The sequence below is a fragment of the Endozoicomonas sp. GU-1 genome, from assembly GCF_027366395.1.
In the GTDB taxonomy this organism is placed as follows: Bacteria; Pseudomonadota; Gammaproteobacteria; order Pseudomonadales; family Endozoicomonadaceae; genus Endozoicomonas.
Window position 1 is genome coordinate 391,303 of sequence record NZ_CP114771.1, and the last position, 15,007, is coordinate 406,309.

At 48.5% G+C, this 15,007-nt stretch carries 15 protein-coding genes; 9 read left to right on the forward strand and 6 right to left on the reverse strand.

What is annotated here, in order from left to right; translation table 11 throughout:
- Positions 1-48 precede the first annotated feature (48 nt).
- From O3276_RS01850 to O3276_RS01875, 6 genes are all read left to right on the forward strand, one after another.
- A complete protein-coding gene (locus O3276_RS01850; RefSeq protein ID WP_269674102.1) occupies positions 49-975 on the forward strand; it encodes a hypothetical protein in 927 nt (308 codons plus the stop codon).
- A gap of 210 nt (positions 976-1,185) precedes the next feature.
- On the forward strand, positions 1,186-2,112 hold the full coding sequence (locus O3276_RS01855) for an SPFH domain-containing protein (RefSeq protein WP_269674103.1): 927 nt from the start codon (positions 1,186-1,188) through the stop codon (positions 2,110-2,112).
- Positions 2,112-2,561: an NfeD family protein gene (locus tag O3276_RS01860; protein ID WP_269674104.1), complete on the forward strand. Its 450-nt coding sequence runs from the start codon at positions 2,112-2,114 to the stop codon at positions 2,559-2,561. The genes O3276_RS01855 and O3276_RS01860 overlap by 1 nt, the downstream gene beginning before the upstream one ends.
- A 204-nt stretch (positions 2,562-2,765) precedes the next feature.
- Complete coding sequence (locus tag O3276_RS01865) at positions 2,766-3,188, forward strand: Na/Pi symporter (protein WP_269674105.1); 423 nt, start codon at positions 2,766-2,768, stop codon at positions 3,186-3,188.
- A 32-nt stretch (positions 3,189-3,220) separates the two neighbouring features.
- Positions 3,221-3,913: a Na/Pi symporter gene (locus tag O3276_RS01870; RefSeq protein ID WP_269674106.1), complete on the forward strand. Its 693-nt coding sequence runs from the start codon at positions 3,221-3,223 to the stop codon at positions 3,911-3,913.
- 7 nt (positions 3,914-3,920) lie between these two features.
- Positions 3,921-4,193 carry a hypothetical protein gene (locus tag O3276_RS01875; RefSeq protein ID WP_269674107.1) on the forward strand — a complete coding sequence of 91 codons (273 nt, stop codon included), beginning with the start codon at positions 3,921-3,923 and terminating at the stop codon, positions 4,191-4,193.
- 37 nt (positions 4,194-4,230) lie between these two features.
- Here O3276_RS01875 and O3276_RS01880 read toward each other — a convergent pair whose 3' ends face one another.
- The gene (locus tag O3276_RS01880) at positions 4,231-4,440 is read right to left on the reverse strand and encodes a hypothetical protein (RefSeq protein ID WP_209274963.1); all 210 of its coding nucleotides are present in this window, start codon (positions 4,438-4,440) and stop codon (positions 4,231-4,233) included.
- A 657-nt stretch (positions 4,441-5,097) separates the two neighbouring features.
- Here O3276_RS01880 and O3276_RS01885 point away from each other — a divergent pair.
- Complete coding sequence (locus O3276_RS01885) at positions 5,098-7,290, forward strand: glycoside hydrolase family 71/99 protein (RefSeq protein WP_269674108.1); 2,193 nt, start codon at positions 5,098-5,100, stop codon at positions 7,288-7,290.
- Positions 7,291-7,395: 105 nt separating this feature from the next.
- Here the strand turns inward: O3276_RS01885 and O3276_RS01890 are convergent, their stop codons facing one another.
- The 4 genes from O3276_RS01890 to O3276_RS01905 all read right to left on the reverse strand — a co-directional run bounded on the left by O3276_RS01890 (position 7,396) and on the right by O3276_RS01905 (position 10,775).
- On the reverse strand, positions 7,396-7,710 hold the full coding sequence (locus O3276_RS01890) for a branched-chain amino acid transport AzlD family protein (protein WP_269674109.1): 315 nt from the start codon (positions 7,708-7,710) through the stop codon (positions 7,396-7,398).
- Positions 7,710-8,435 carry an AzlC family ABC transporter permease gene (locus tag O3276_RS01895; RefSeq protein WP_269674110.1) on the reverse strand — a complete coding sequence of 242 codons (726 nt, stop codon included), beginning with the start codon at positions 8,433-8,435 and terminating at the stop codon, positions 7,710-7,712. The genes O3276_RS01890 and O3276_RS01895 overlap by 1 nt, the downstream gene beginning before the upstream one ends.
- 349 nt (positions 8,436-8,784) lie before the next feature.
- Complete coding sequence (locus tag O3276_RS01900) at positions 8,785-9,465, reverse strand: hypothetical protein (RefSeq protein WP_269674111.1); 681 nt, start codon at positions 9,463-9,465, stop codon at positions 8,785-8,787.
- A gap of 200 nt (positions 9,466-9,665) precedes the next feature.
- Positions 9,666-10,775: a hypothetical protein gene (locus O3276_RS01905; RefSeq protein ID WP_269674112.1), complete on the reverse strand. Its 1,110-nt coding sequence runs from the start codon at positions 10,773-10,775 to the stop codon at positions 9,666-9,668.
- A 427-nt stretch (positions 10,776-11,202) separates the two neighbouring features.
- On the opposite strand from O3276_RS01905, the gene O3276_RS01910 reads away from it, so the two are divergent.
- Positions 11,203-11,871 carry an RraA family protein gene (locus O3276_RS01910; RefSeq protein ID WP_269674113.1) on the forward strand — a complete coding sequence of 223 codons (669 nt, stop codon included), beginning with the start codon at positions 11,203-11,205 and terminating at the stop codon, positions 11,869-11,871.
- 118 nt (positions 11,872-11,989) lie between these two features.
- Here the strand turns inward: O3276_RS01910 and O3276_RS01915 are convergent, their stop codons facing one another.
- Positions 11,990-13,312 (reverse strand): MATE family efflux transporter, encoded by a 1,323-nt coding sequence (locus O3276_RS01915; protein ID WP_269674114.1) that lies wholly within the window; start codon positions 13,310-13,312, stop codon positions 11,990-11,992.
- A gap of 82 nt (positions 13,313-13,394) precedes the next feature.
- Here O3276_RS01915 and O3276_RS01920 point away from each other — a divergent pair, with 82 nt between their 5' ends.
- Positions 13,395-14,999, forward strand: a complete 1,605-nt coding sequence (locus O3276_RS01920) for a hypothetical protein (protein WP_269674115.1) — start codon at positions 13,395-13,397, stop codon at positions 14,997-14,999.
- The last annotated feature ends 8 nt before the right edge of the window (positions 15,000-15,007 follow it).

The following is a 15,007-nucleotide window of genomic DNA, read 5'->3' on the forward strand; positions in this document are numbered from 1 at the left end:
TTATAAGAAAGAATGGTCTTAAGGTAAATTCAACAATTCTGTAATTCAATGGAAAGACCTGCTACCTTTGCGCAATTAAATGCAGCTTCTGATCATTTATCCTGTTTGCAGGGTGTTCCTTTTTCCAAATCTCATGCATCAGGTGCGGCCTTCTCCCGGGACATCATAGAAGCTGCTGTTATTCTATGTGCTATGCGTACTGCTGAAACTGCTAAAAAGTGCCTTCAGCAATCGACGGTGCCTTTTCATAATCCAGTTGATGATACCCGGCTGGAAAAAAGGTCGATAGCCAGCGTTGATAATATTAATAAAGAAGATCAACTATGTTACTTACCAGTCAGAATCGCATCGTTAAATAATGATCATGCCCACACAGATATTCCTGAAAATCAGTGTTTTCTGATTCAGCCTCCGACAGATACAGATCAATCAACCCCGCAAATCTCATCCGTTGTCAACAACAACCAGAATGACCCTGAATACGCTGAGCTCGAAAAGGAACGTCGAAGGACGCGCCGAAGGGCGCGCTACCAGAATGATCCCGTTTACGCAGCGCGCGAAAGGGAGCGCCTGAGGATGCTTCGCAAAGATCCTGCATTCGCCAGGCGCAAAAGGGAGCGCGACAGGGAACGTGAAAGGGAGCGCTGCCAGAATGACCCCGATGGCGTCGAGCGCAAAAAGGCACGCCAGAGAGCTCGCCGAAGGGAACGCTACCAGAATGATCCCGTTTACGCAGCGCGCGAAAGGGAGCGCCTGAGGATACTTAGCAAAGATCCTGCATTCGCCAGGCGCAAAAGGGAGCGCATAAAGGAACGCGAAAGGGAGCGCTGCCAGAATGACCCCAATGGCGTCGAGCGAAAAAAGGCACTCCAGAGGGCTCGCCGAAGGGAACGCTACCAGAATGATCCCGCTTTCGCAGCGCGGGAAAGGGCGCGCATAAGGGAGCGCATAAGGGAGCAACGAAGGGAGCGTTAAAAGAAGTTTCGCAACAATACATACAATATAAAAACCGCGACTTTTAACGCATAGGTCAAAAATATGATGATAAACTCTTTTTCAGGCCTGATTGTCACCGGCTATTTGCAATTGGTTTGAGACCAGGATGCAGTCACGGCTTATGAGATGACATAAGTCGGACTTCGCGTCAGAATAAATAAAGTCAGTAAACAGGAGCCTTCTATGGGTATGGAAATCACAGCAATTGTGTTTGTTGTCCTTATTGCTGTTCTTATATCAACCGGTGTACGAATTGTCCCCCAGGGGTATAACTACACCGTCGAGCGATTTGGCAAATACACCAGTACGTTAACGCCTGGGCTGCATGTGATTGTGCCGGTGATTGATACGGTTGGTAAAAAAATGAACATGATGGAGCAGGTTCTGGACATCCCGCCCCAGGAGGTGATCAGTGCCGATAACGCTCAGGTGACCACGGATGCAGTCTGTTTCTACCTGGTCCAGGATGCGGTCAAAGCCTCCTATGAGGTGAACGATCTTGATCGTGCCATGAAAAACCTGGTGATGACCAATATCCGGGCGGTATTAGGGTCCATGGAACTGGATGAAATGCTGTCCAACCGGGATCGAATTAATGAACGCCTGCTGATCAAAGTGGATGAAGCCACCGATCCCTGGGGCTTGAAGGTGACCCGTATTGAGTTGCGTGATATTGCTCCGCCTGCGGACCTGGTGGAAGCCATGGCCAGGCAGATGAAGGCTGAGCGGGATAAACGTGCCCAGATCCTTGAGGCGGAAGGTGCCCGCGAGGCGGCCATTAAAGTAGCCGAGGGTGAAAAGCAGGCGCAAATCCTCAAGGCGGAAGGTGAGCTTGAAGCCGCCAGGCGGGAAGCGGAAGCCCGGGAACGTCTGGCAGAAGCCGAGGCGGTGGCAACGTCTATGGTGTCCAAGGCGATTGCAGAAGGTGATCATCGGGCGATTAATTATTTTGTTGCCCAGAAATACGTAGAAGCCCTGAAGGATGTTGCCTCTGCAGAGAATAATAAAGTAATCATGATGCCTCTGGAGGCTGGTAGTCTGATTGGCTCAATCGCCGGTATCAAGGAGCTGGTGGAAGAGGCCACTCTTAAAAAGGGAAATGAGAAGGAGGCCTGATGGCTATTGCTATTACCCTGGAACCCTGGCACTGGTTGATTCTGCTGTTTATGCTTCTGGGCGCAGAGGCGCTGGGTGCGGGTGGTTTCCTGCTGGGCAGTGCCGCTGCTGCTGCGGTTGTCGCTTTATGGCTCTGGCTGGTGCCTGATACGAGCTGGCCCATTCAGCTGGTGATGTTTGGTACCGGCAGTTTGTTGTTCTCACTGGCATACTGGAAGCTGTTCCGTAAAGTGAACAACAAGAGTGACAGCCCCGAATTAAATAATCGGGCGTCGCAGTTAATAGGCCGGACCATTGTACTTGAGCATGACTTGCCAGCCGGGCAGAGCAAACTTGCCATTGGCGATACACTCTGGAAGGTGGAATCGGACAGATCTGTTGCCAAAGGGAACAAAGTCTCGGTAACGGGCAACCAGGGGATGATGCTGCTGGTCAGAGAGCTGGTCTGATTATTTGACACCGGAATATTGGAGTAACCGACACTGGCTTTCTTATTTCAATTCTCTCCGGGACAGGCTTGAGACTCCTTTACAGTTTCTTTATGCTTGTCCCCCTTCAATGGAACAATCGTTTTTTCGGTAATCCAGTTTGATGCCGTGACATCCAGTGTTATTTCTGGATAGTCGAGTTTATTCACCTTGCAGGATGTTCAAATGCAACCCAGTTATACAGCCGAGTCGACGCAACCGAAAGGTCAGGTTATTCAGTGGCTATTAGTGGCGCTGATGATCTACCTATTGCTGGTCGCTGTCGGGATGATCGGTTCTGGCTTTAAATGGGCTTCTGGTGGCGCTGAAGGTGCCCGTCAGTTATTTGCTTTTGCCACCAACCCGGTGATGGGCCTGGTGGCAGGTGCACTGGCAACCGCAGTGGTTCAGTCATCCAGTACCGTGACATCGGTGATTGTTGGCCTTGTTGCCGGAGGTCTTCCGGTTGCCACCGCTATCCCGATGATTATGGGTGCCAATATTGGTACTACTGTGACCAATACACTGGTCAGTATGGGCCATATCGGTAAGAAAAAGAGTTTCGTCGTGCGTTTTCCGCAGCTACCGTTCATGACTTTTTCAATCTGATGGCCGTTATGATTTTTCTCCCGCTGGAGATTATGACAGGGTTCCTGGCCAAGTCGTCTGATTTTCTGGCCGGACTACTGGTTGGCGGCGACTCTGTCAGTATCAAAGGTTTGAACTTTGTTAAGGTGCTTACCGGGCCTGCTGTAGACCTGTTCAAGGGAGCCTATGGCTCTTTACCGGACCTGTGGGCCGGTGTCTGCCTGGCGTTGACAGGGCTGGCCTTTATTTTTATCTCCATTATCTATCTTGGCAAACTGCTCAAGCATCTGATGGTGGGTAAAGCCAAGCAGATTCTGCACAAAGCCATTGGGCGGGGCCCTGCTACGGGTATTTTCTCAGGCATGATGATGACCATTGCCGTGCAATCATCCTCGACCTGTACCAGTCTGATCGTACCTCTTGCCGGGAATGGTATTTTCAAGCTCAGGGAGGTGTATCCATTTACCCTGGGAGCCAATATCGGTACGACGATCACGGCCTTGCTGGCGGCAACAGCCGTCCAGGGTGACATGGGATTCTTTGCCTTGCAGATAGCACTTGTCCACCTGTTGTTTAATGTGTCAGCCGTACTGTTGATTTACATCGTTCCATTCCTTCGCAATATACCACCAACGGTTGCCCGCCGTTTTGCCCAGGCGGCCAGTCGGAAGAAATGGATGGTGCTGGCCTATGTGGTAGGTGTCTTTTTCATTCTACCTGCTATCCTGATCGCGATAACTGCCTGAGGAGGACATGATGACAACACTCAAGGAATACAAGGCTCACAAGAAGGAGTTAAAGGCTCAAATCAAAGAGGTCAAGGCAACCCTGAAACGCCTCGAACAAGAGCTGGAGGCTGAGCGGCAGGATATGCAGCATGAAGAAGTCGATCATCTTGATGAGTACCTGGACAAGGCAGAGCCACACCTGGTGGATGTTAAAAAGCTGGGTGTTTCGGCCATTGAAGACTTTAAAAAGTCAGTGTCTAACTTGATGAGTTCGATAACAGGCTCCGGTAAAAAGTAGCGGGACATGCCAATAGCCGTGAAAATAAAGCCAGTGGTTATTTGCTGGCTTTATTTTTGACCTGATCAATAACCCCTGCCAGACCCTGACGTTGACCCAGGGTGATTTCAAACCAGGTATCATTCCCGTAGCGTGGGAATTCGTAGCGCAGATAGTAGCCATCCTGGTATACCGACAGGTCAAAGCTTCTGGCCAGAACTCCGGCAACAAGAAGAATAAGGAATATAGCGGAAAGTAATTTGTACATGAGCATGCCCCCAATAAAGTCTCATCCATAAAAACCTCCCAATTAGTCTAGCTGTTTATTGAGCTTTCTGGCAAAGCCTTAGGCCCCGATTAATGAATCGAAAGTGAAACATTGATATGAAGCTTTCTGCGTTACCTGGTAAACCGATTAGACCTTCATCAGTTTGACGACAGAGTGGAATTAAGTGGAATAGTGAGCGATGCAGGGAGTGTTCGCTCCACAAAGTATTATTCAATTGACCATTGACGTTTTCAGTTATTCCTTGCTTTTCGGTATGGCTTTGTTGAGGTCTTTTAAGATATCAATTCAGAAAAAGTAAAATTTATGTCGTGTAATAAGGCTCAGAAAATAGAGCTTAAAGCTTCGAAATGCATTCTCGCTGTAATAAATAATGTTCATGATTTAACTGAACGACAATTTTAATATATAAGGTGGCTTATTAACATTATAGATAAGTCGTTTATGTCATTCTTGTTGAAAAATAAGCCGGAAATCTTCAATGACTCGAATAAACTGGTGGTAGGCACGTGAGATTTCAGTTAGCTGTCTATGGCTTACTATCCAGAATATAGCTAAATCAATGAGGGCTTATGCTGTTATTCGTCCATCTCACTTTATTAAACCATCATCTGAAATTAATGAGGAATGGTAATTATCATGGTTAATAGTCACTTTCCTATCAATACTACACTTTCTCATATGCCGGAACTGCCTTCTTCCAACTCTCAACTCTACACGAAACCACCCATCGCTTTTAACCTGAGCATTAAACACCTCGATATTGACGAGCCTTATCTCGGTAAAATGGATGACGAATTTTGTGATGATCTGAACCATTTGGACGACGAGGAATTTTGCAGTAAATACCTAAATGTCGAGCCCAGCAGGGCTGAAAGTCTTTTTGGCCGGGCGATACGGACGATCAAAGAGTACGTTTACCCTTCCCCGCGGGAAAAAAGGGCCTTGTCTGATCCCCCGGACAAAGCCCGTCCCTCCGGGGTAGAAACTGATCAATTATCATCCGAAGCACAGATAAAGCTCCCTTGCCAGCACAAGGCAGACAACGAAACCATCATGGTGTTAGCTGATTACCACACCAATAAACAGATCCAGTCTGTTCATATTAAAGTTAATTGCAGCTGGCATCCCCACACCATCACCAGGACGCATATTGTTAACAATGGCTATGAGCTGCGAAACCCGGATAACTCTGCCCCCTGCGACACCGCTTCATGCCGCCCGGGTTTTGGTGCCGGGCCAAGGCCCCTGGTGGGAGGCAGTCCCATCGATAACCTGCATTATTACGAATGGCAACTATTGACCGCCAGAATTGCGGGACTGGATGGCTTTGTCGTGGAGTGGGGCTTTCCAGCACGGCAGACGTCACCGGACAAGGCAATCGTGAATATGAAAACGGTGCTGGCTGACAAGAATCGTGGCAATGAGTTTGCGCTGGTTCCACTCTGGATTCCCCAGTGGACGGTCAAGGCCAGCGTCAATCTCAGCCCCGAACAGAAAGAGGCCCAGTTCAAGGAAAAACTGGAGGAGATGATCCAGCGCTACTATCAGGATGAACACTGTATTCACCATCGGGGCGATCCGTTGATGTTTATGCTGAACTTCTGGGGCAAGGTCAGATCAGATCTGACCCTGAATCAGAATGAACTGGAGCAGTTTTTCAAGAATAATACTGAGCTGGCCAAAGTCAGGCTGGTTTATACTATGAGCGGCAAGAGCGCGTGGAAAGCGGCAACTGTAAAACAAGTCGTTAGTAATTATCCCTGGGTGGTACCTAGAAGACAGATGGCAAAAGATAGCGAAAATCCTTTCATTGCCAACAATTTTGTCAGATACGGTACCCATAGAAATATCCGCCATTACGTCAATAATCTGGATGACAGGCATCAAAGGAGCCAGGATCATCTCGGCATCAAGACAATGCCGGTATATCCGGGCGTTGATACCCGGGGAGCGCCCTGGAGTCCCTGTGACTCCTATTTGCCAGAGACAGAAAATGGTGATAACACCTATGAATTAAGCTGGAATCAAGTCCGCAAGAAAAAACCCGACCTGGTCATCGTCGAAACGTTCAATGATTTCAGTGAAGGTACCCATATTGAACCCACTTCGTCTGATCTGGGGCAACGGGTGGTCACCACAGCAAAACAGGTCTGCCTGTTGAAGGGGCAGAAGGCTGCGCAATGTAATGCCATTGCCAGCCGGGCACCGAAACTGATCCGGCAGGCTGCAAGGTTGTACGACGCCAGAATGATGATGGACAAACTGGGGCGTGTGCTCGATGAACATACCCTGGCCAATGCTACCAAGAGCCTGAATCGTTGGGCCAACTCGTTATTCAACAAAAAAGCCCACAAAATTGATCGGCATGCAGCACAGTTTGATTCTGACTTTGACAAGCTGCCTTTCAAGACACTGGTAACTGTCATGAATCAGGAAAAGAGAAACTTGCCAACGCTGCGTCGACTTGATGGGCAGTCATCGTTTGAATTGATTTCAGCACCGATCCCGTACACTGAACATTGTTTTTGTGAAGCTGAGTTGAAGCTGCGTATCAGGACAGAAAATGGCCTGCCATCCAGAATCGGCCTTTCAACAAAGGTGTACGATGATAAATATGACTGGGAATATGAGCCGATCGCAGAGATATATACCCCCTATGATCAGCTGGAATCGACCGTCACCATCCCCATGACCGCCCTCACGGGCAAGCTTCGCGGCAATCTGACCGAGGCTTATGCCATAAGCCACCCCCCATCCGGATGCACAGTGGAGCTGTTGGAGATCAGAATCAAAACACACCATCGACCAGAAGACCAAATAAAAGACTGAAGCTGAGTCCACTTGCAGGATTCATTCACTGCTGAAATTCCCGCCCCCGAGGGTGAGAATTTTTGATCCTTCAAGAGGGTTTCTGTTAGAGCAACGCTTCCGCATCTATAGTAAATGTCTTAAAGCCAGAAATGACAGCATGCTCAGGGTTACGGTCAGTAATGTGCTTCTGGTAATCAGGGCGAGAAATACCACGATAATGCCGGCAATAAGATAATGATTGTCCATGGACAGGTGGAACTGATCATCACGAATAAACACAATTGGTGCGGCAATTGCTGTTAGCACGGCGGGGGCGGAAAAACTCAATACCTGCTGAACCGTTGCACTGAGTTTGAGAGGTAACCAGGGTTCCATCAGGAGAAAACGGCTACCAAAAACCAGGGCCGCTACGGTGAACAGAATAATCCAGGTATCCATTATCTTTCTCCCCCGGTGGTGGCTTTGGCATAGGCAAAACCAGTCATCATGGCCAGGGGGGCTGAAATCAGCAGGCCCGCCTGAATATGCATTACCTCACATATGACCGACGTCACCAGTGCAGTGAGCACACAGACCAGCACCGGGGCATTTTTGATACTCGGGATAACCAGCGCAATGAATGTGGCGGCAATGGCAAAATCCAATCCGAGGGCATCAAGATTTTCAAAGCTTGCGCCAGCGATGATGCCGCCAAGGGTGGCAAGATTCCAGCCAAGATAAAAGCATAATCCTCCTCCCAGTGCGTACCAGCGGTCAAAGCGTTTCAGCTGACCGGGGTTGGCAATGGCGAACAGTTCATCGGTTAACAGGAAGCCCAGGGCGAGACGCCATTTGAGCGGCAGCGGGCTGATGTTCTTCCGCATCACCATGGAGTAAAGGAAGTGGCGGGAGGTAATAAGCAGGGCTGAAATCAGAATGCTGCCCAAACCCACTCCGGCCTGGATCATGCCCATAATGGCCAGCTGAACGGCACCGGCGAAAATAATGCCTGACAGTGCCTGGCTCTGAACCGGGTCAAAGCCCGACTCAATAGCCAGCGATCCGGTCAGGATACCCCAGGGCAGGACCGCGACAATCAGCGGAATAATGGCTGCGGCACCCTTGAAAAAAGCCCTGACTTTTTCATCGTTGCTCGAGTGGTGAACAATTTCAGCCTGAGACATACAACACACTTCCTTAACAATTCATCCTCATAACTGAAGACTCTGGAATCAATCTTGAACAGTTTAGACATTCGGCAAGAAGAATAGTTTGTGATGGTTGTAAAAAAGTCCATTCAAGGGGCGGAATCACAGTAACCACTGTTTTCATTCTTGTTCGCCAGAGCAAGAGCATCGTACAAAAAACATCACCGGAGATGCAAGGCACAAGCTGCCCGCAGTAAGCGTGGATTCTGGCGTCAGCAGTTGCCTGCAACAGGCAGATAAGCCCTTGATTAAAGGGAAAATAGTTTTCTAACAATTTAATAGGGAATGCTCGGTCAGCCTCCTGGGAGGCTATTCGGGAATAGACTCAAACCATCGAAGAGGGAGGAATATTATTGCCCGAGTGGAAGCCATATTGACGCCAGACTTTATCGGGGACATTGCCTGCGACCAACAGCTGGTGACATTCAGCGCGCCGGGGCTCCAGATAAGCTCTTAATATGCCAATCCGCATATATTTTTCAGAGCGCATGTGACGGTTGTTGACACGCTCTTCTTCCAGCGACTCCAACTCTTTTGCCGCCTGCCGGTAATCATGCAGAAAGCGCTGTTCCGGCGAACGCCAGAGGTAGGCTGCTGAGCGCACCAGCCCCTTGGTGACACCATAACCTGCCAACATGATCATTCCCCCGGCAGTCCCCACTAATGCCCCCACCACTGCTGCTGGTGCGCAAATAGAGAGTGACGGTATCAGGGTAACCATGGAGAGACCCCCGGTCAGCGAAGCCATCAGCAAGACGCCGGATGTCAGCCCCACCAGACCACCCAACAGGCCACTGAGCAGCAGTCGCCGGGTGGTTACGCTGTCATTAACTGCCCTGATGACATTAGCACCAATGATTTTTATGGCCGATGCCAGTTTTTTTAATCGGGAGGGTGATTGTTCATTGACAAGATTGTAATCGCTCACCTTAATAGTGCGCTTTTCCAAGGGAACCTGGGCAATGTCGGTAAAATTATCCTGGGGAGTGGTTAAAGGCGGTACCACAAAGACGCTGCCTGGCGAGTCAGTTGAAACTTGATCCGGGGGAAGCAAAGGCCCTTGGGAAGGGTGTAATACCTGTTGTGAGTCAAGATGAGGCAACGTCATCATTCTTTCCCTGTTATGTTTTTATTACATATCAGTCTAGGAGACTTTCAGATTTTCCACTGACCGACTGCGTAAAAATCTGACAAACTCCTCGCCATTCAGGGAATACCTGCTGCGGTGGCATTCCATATCAGTTCCCGGTCAAAATGAAGTCCATCAACGGAATAGGACATTTTGACCCGATACTGTTCCCCGGCGACAAAACCTCCAATCGGAAAAACAGCGTGGAGATAACCATCATAACGATAGTGATTTTTAGAGGCGATTTCCTGCCACGAGCCATCGAGCATCAACTTTTGCAGCTCAAGTTCCCTGTAAAAATAAGAAAGTGGCCGATCAGCAATAAACATAAAACGTCCACGGCCAATATTGCTATTCAGGCCGATAGTTCCCCCTGGTTCAGGATACACCGTAAAATGTGGCTCAACCTGATCATGCCCCTTGAACCTTGCCCAGTAGTAATCCCATAACCTCGCAACACTGATACCGGTATAATTGATGCCGCCAATGCCGTCCCGGTAGTTCTGCCGGAGCCATGGGTATAACCGGCTGTCCATAAGATTGCTGAACGGATTGACCAGCTGCCGCTCCCAAACGGCTGCTGCCACAATATTACCCTGTCCTTCTTCAAGGTGGCTAAGTTGTACTTTCGATTCCAGCAGTGGTTGCAGCGCCTGATAAACCACATCCAGCGGTGATACCGCAGTAGGATGCACATCGTAGGCTCCCTGGTAATCGTACAAGGCGTATTTGTCGACGATGGTATCCTTGGACGTGGCCAGATGATTCCCCCCACGCCCATCCACCTCGTCGGATAAACTCATCAATAAAGTGTCATAAATTTCATCCTCAAAGCCATGGGCCACCATACCCATAAAATGGGAAACCAGTTTTTTACACTCTGCCAGCTGCAGCTTGTCAGGAGGGCAGGTTTTCTGGACCCGGGAGAAATAGGAACGATGGAATTTCGACCAGTGGCTGATCTCGGCATAAGGATAACCATTCAGGTAACCACCGTCCGGCAGGCCCGAACCAATCACCCACTGCGCCTGGTACTCTTGCAGGATACTCCTCAACTCCGGGTCAGAGACCAACTCAACGGCCTTCTTGCTCATCTGGATATGGACGCTGTGACCGGCACTGAAAGCCTTGATGGCCAGGCAGAGACTGACCAGCAGGACCCATCTGACCCTTGAAAATCTGTTCATGGGAACGCTCCTCAATATCAACTTATTATTAGTTGGTATTATCGGTCGATGGAGTGCAATGATGATCTCTTCTGGCCCCTGAAGGAACGGCATTCCTGCGTGAGTATTTTTGCTTCAGCATCATAAACAAAATCGGCTTTGATAAATTTCCAACCCGAATTTTCCAGTGCTTTATTTGCTGCTTTTATCTTTTTCAAACGTTCCTGTGCGCACTGTAAATCCTCGGGAATGCTATAATCATTGGCCTCTTTGTAAGTATCGTCTGCCTGTTGGTCAGACAGGCTGGCTTTATTGATCCGTTCATCAATTTTTGTACTGAGCTCGGCTTCTCTGCTTTTTCAGCCTCCTGTGTTGGTGATCTGACAGCACTTACCGGCAGAGTCTGGTGGTCAGGTCAGCTGTATAACCGGTATACCTGAGGTTCCCTATGGAGTTAAACGAAATACGTTCCCGCCTGGCTGATTTGAAAACATCCCATCTTGCGGATGCTGACCAGCGTCTGAGAGTGATGAACTCGGCAATAAGACCGCTTAAGACGGGGCTTAAGCTGATCGGATCGGCCTATACCGTGAACTGTCATAATGACTTTCTCACGGTGATCAAATCAATTCAGGAGGCACAATCCGGGGATGTTCTGGTTATTGAGACTGAGGGCAGTGTTTTAGCCGTGGCAGGGGAGCTGTTATCAACGGCAGCGATGCGTAAAGGGGTTGCCGGTTTTGTTATTGACGGGGCCTTTCGTGATACGGCATCGGTAAGAGCAATGAATTTCCCGGTTTATGCACACACGTTTACCCCAATGTCAGGCACGTCAAAACGGATATTTCATACCCGGGGGGTTGTTGAGTGTGGCGGTGTAGAGGTTCGTCCGGGTGAGATTATCTTTGGTGATGATGATGGGGTACTGGTTTTATCTTTGGCAGAAGCTATACGTTTGATTCCTGTCGCTGAAGAGATTAAAGCCAGAGATGAACGGGTGCTTGCCAGGCTTCAGGAGGGGGTTTCACTGTATGACCTGATCAATTTCGATGAACACTGGCAAAAAATAGAGGCCGGTGAAAAAAGCGAACTGACATTTACGGTCGACCAGGGGTGAAGTGCAACCTGGCCATAGCTCACTTCAAGGCGGAATGTTGCCTGAGGGGCTTGCTGCTGGTTGGAACACTGCAGCTCTGAATCGGATGAGTTGCTGTTTAATCGGGAAAATGCCTTCCTTAAATCTGTATTTTACTCCAGCGCCGTGAGCGCCAGACAACCAGGAAGCTGACGGAGGTAATCATTCTCTGCAGTATGGGTACTGACCAGACGGCGGTAAGTCCAAACCCCAGAACAGGGCCTATAAGCCAGCACAGCGGCAACAGAATCAGCCACTGTGCAACAAATCGGATATAGAGCACCGTTCGGTTGGCACCCGCTCCCAGTAAAGCCTGAATAAAGACCAGGGAGGGCGCATCCAGAACAATGCCTATGCCGGTTAACTGCATCGGGATTGAGCCCATTGCCAGTAGTGAAGGATCGTGGAGAAAGAGTGACAGCACAGCCTCCGGGGTAAAAATCAACGGCAGGCTCAGTACCAGTAACACGGCACTGGCTGTATACATGACTTCCTGCCCCCAGCGCCAGGCAACCTCCGGCTCCCGGGCTCCCAGACTCTGGCTGACCAGGGTATTGGCAGCCATGCCCAAGCCCAGACCCGGCAGTATCAGCATCAAAGAGGTATTCATCAACACATGGGCGATGGCCATTTCACGGATACCTAATTGGGCAACAATGGCAAACAGCATCATCATGCCAAGGGCAAACAGGGTCTGTTGCAGGGAGTCAGGAATCGCCAGAAGAACCAGGCGCTTTAAGGCCGGCCAATTTCTCCAGTGGGTCAGGAATCCGAATTTTCTGGCTCGCTTATTCAGCATCCGGAAATTAAGCAAGGCTCCCAGGTACATGGACAGCAAGGTTCCCAGGGCCGCACCCTGCACGCCCAGGGCCGGCAGGCCAAGTTTTCCGTAGATCAGGATAAAGCTGAAGATCACATTGCAAATATGGGTGCAGACCAGCAGTTTCAGAAAACCGTTTGGCTCACCAATGCCGTTCCAGAAACCTCGAAATGAGAGGTTCATGGCGGCTGCGGTAAGGGCCATGACCCGAATCTGAAAATAGTCCGTTGCGTCCCCTTTAAAGGTGGGAGAGCCCTGATCAAATAACGCCAGCAACCAGGGGGAAGCGATGACCAGAATAAGACTGACTGGCATGGCAAAGCAGAATGCGATCATCAATCCATGATTGGTTGGCATGGCACATTCATCAAGGCGGCCTGCACCAACGCGGCGGGCAACCTGGGCCTGGACAGCCGCTGAAAGGCCGGTCATCAACGATAGCGCGACAAAATTCGCATAGCTGCCAGCACCCACAGCGGCAAGGGCACCTTCTCCCAGGGGGCCCACCAGTGCGGCATCAACAAGGTTGATCATGCTCTGGGAGAGCATGGCCAGCATGATAGGTACGCCTAACTGAAAAATGGTGGCAAGCCTTTGCTTCATTAAGCTAAATATCTCCAGCATTTATGAACTATCGGGCAAAAAAAAGTCCAATAAAAAAACCGTACAGAAACCTGAAATTATTATGAACATAACATCATCAAAACCGCTATGTGTACAGGATTTACAAGAAGCCATGGCCGATGTTGGCAATAAACCATTGGTCACCAGTCATTTTGAACGCAAAAGCACGGTATCCTTGTTCAGATCTATACAAGACAGAACGATCACTGGCATTAGAAGATCAGGTTCTGTGGCCGATAATCTGCAGTTTTTATCAACACTTGAAAACCGACAACTATTAACCACAGCTGAGGTCATGGCATTGTCACGGGCTGTTGTCAATGGAGAGTGCATTATTAGCCCGGAACAGTGCAAATTTCCCCTGAGTATTAACCTGTTAAGATGGCTCAGTGGGTTCCTGCGGATTATGGAGCGATCACCGTTAGTGAAAATGGCTGTTGAGAAAATTATCATTGATGCTCCGGTTCATTCAGCCGTTGATTTTTTAATGGCTGAAATGCCGGATGAAAATAAGGATAACGTGGAAGATTTCCTCAAAAAAAATGTTATGACCAGTATGTTGACGTCACGCAGCCAAATGAAGTCGGTGAAGGACCAGTCTGATAAATATATCTCTGAAAATCAAAGCTCAATGACTGATGAAGAAAAGAAGCTCTATCTCTATGGGCTATTGTTACCCTTTCGGGATGATCGGGAAGAAGATACTCAAAGTTCTTTATTAGCACGGAAGCAGTTTTTCCAAGGTAGTTTTTCCTTCCATGACGAACATATGATTGAATGTATTAATCAACTTGATGAGGATATCCAATGCTCAATATGTATGCATGAACGAATTGATCGACTGGGTATCAACAAAGTTTTAATACTGAAAAAAGAATTCTGTGAATTGGTCAGATCGGTCGCATTCCAGCGCTTGCCTGATGAGAATATCCCCTGTCTGGATGATATGGAATTAAACAAACTATTTGACACAAGAGCACTGCTGGATACAAGTTATGCAGAGTTTAGAAAATTCCAGACTGTTGTAAGTATACGTAGTAATAAAAGGCCGACTGTTCCAATGGCCCTGGCAGAAAAGGATTTACAACATTTGTACATTAACTACATGGGCATTCATCTTGAATTAGATTTAGGCGATAAAAGGCGGGCTAATCTGGTGAATTTTATTGGCTTGAATAGTAAATGTTATTCAGTGTTGGGTTCCCGGTTCAATAGTATTAACAAGTATATAGGGGATGTTTACCATAACAAATATGTTGAGCTTTGCTATACAGCATTTCAAGACTGGTTCAGGGATCATAAGACCACAAAGTTAGAAACTATGAGTTGCTTTCATCAATTGTGGTGTGATGATTATTCAAAAATGAATGATATAAAATGGTTTGTATCAATAATCGCCCGGGCTGGATTGATGCCGGGTAATTGTATCTGGTTCTCTGATAACCCGTCGTTGATCTGCCCTGAGTGTCTTTTTTCAGAAAATCTCAAAAAAGTCGAAAAGTCCGGGCTGAGTGACATGCCAGAAACAATCAGGCAGTTCGCATCAGAGTTGATACGTCTGTTGCAACATCACAGTGAGCGTGATTGTCATTTGGCGCAGAGTATAGATCCTCAACGTTTGTGGAATGAAAAGTATGAGGGCAAACTGCCCTCCGGTTACTTTTGAGACTTTGA

Bases quoted from the DNA above. Each gene is read 5' to 3' on its own strand.
- O3276_RS01850 (WP_269674102.1), top strand. From the start codon at position 49: ATGGAAAGACCTGCTACCTTTGCGCAATTAAATGCAGCTTCTGATCAT.
- O3276_RS01855 (WP_269674103.1), top strand. From the start codon at position 1,186: ATGGAAATCACAGCAATTGTGTTTGTTGTCCTTATTGCTGTTCTTATA.
- O3276_RS01860 (WP_269674104.1), top strand. From the start codon at position 2,112: ATGGCTATTGCTATTACCCTGGAACCCTGGCACTGGTTGATTCTGCTG.
- O3276_RS01865 (WP_269674105.1), top strand. From the start codon at position 2,766: ATGCAACCCAGTTATACAGCCGAGTCGACGCAACCGAAAGGTCAGGTT.
- O3276_RS01870 (WP_269674106.1), top strand. From the start codon at position 3,221: ATGACAGGGTTCCTGGCCAAGTCGTCTGATTTTCTGGCCGGACTACTG.
- O3276_RS01875 (WP_269674107.1), top strand. From the start codon at position 3,921: ATGATGACAACACTCAAGGAATACAAGGCTCACAAGAAGGAGTTAAAG.
- O3276_RS01880 (WP_209274963.1), bottom strand. From the start codon at position 4,440: ATGTACAAATTACTTTCCGCTATATTCCTTATTCTTCTTGTTGCCGGA.
- O3276_RS01885 (WP_269674108.1), top strand. From the start codon at position 5,098: ATGGTTAATAGTCACTTTCCTATCAATACTACACTTTCTCATATGCCG.
- O3276_RS01890 (WP_269674109.1), bottom strand. From the start codon at position 7,710: ATGGATACCTGGATTATTCTGTTCACCGTAGCGGCCCTGGTTTTTGGT.
- O3276_RS01895 (WP_269674110.1), bottom strand. From the start codon at position 8,435: ATGTCTCAGGCTGAAATTGTTCACCACTCGAGCAACGATGAAAAAGTC.
- O3276_RS01905 (WP_269674112.1), bottom strand. From the start codon at position 10,775: ATGAACAGATTTTCAAGGGTCAGATGGGTCCTGCTGGTCAGTCTCTGC.
- O3276_RS01910 (WP_269674113.1), top strand. From the start codon at position 11,203: ATGGAGTTAAACGAAATACGTTCCCGCCTGGCTGATTTGAAAACATCC.
- O3276_RS01915 (WP_269674114.1), bottom strand. From the start codon at position 13,312: ATGAAGCAAAGGCTTGCCACCATTTTTCAGTTAGGCGTACCTATCATG.
- O3276_RS01920 (WP_269674115.1), top strand. From the start codon at position 13,395: ATGAACATAACATCATCAAAACCGCTATGTGTACAGGATTTACAAGAA.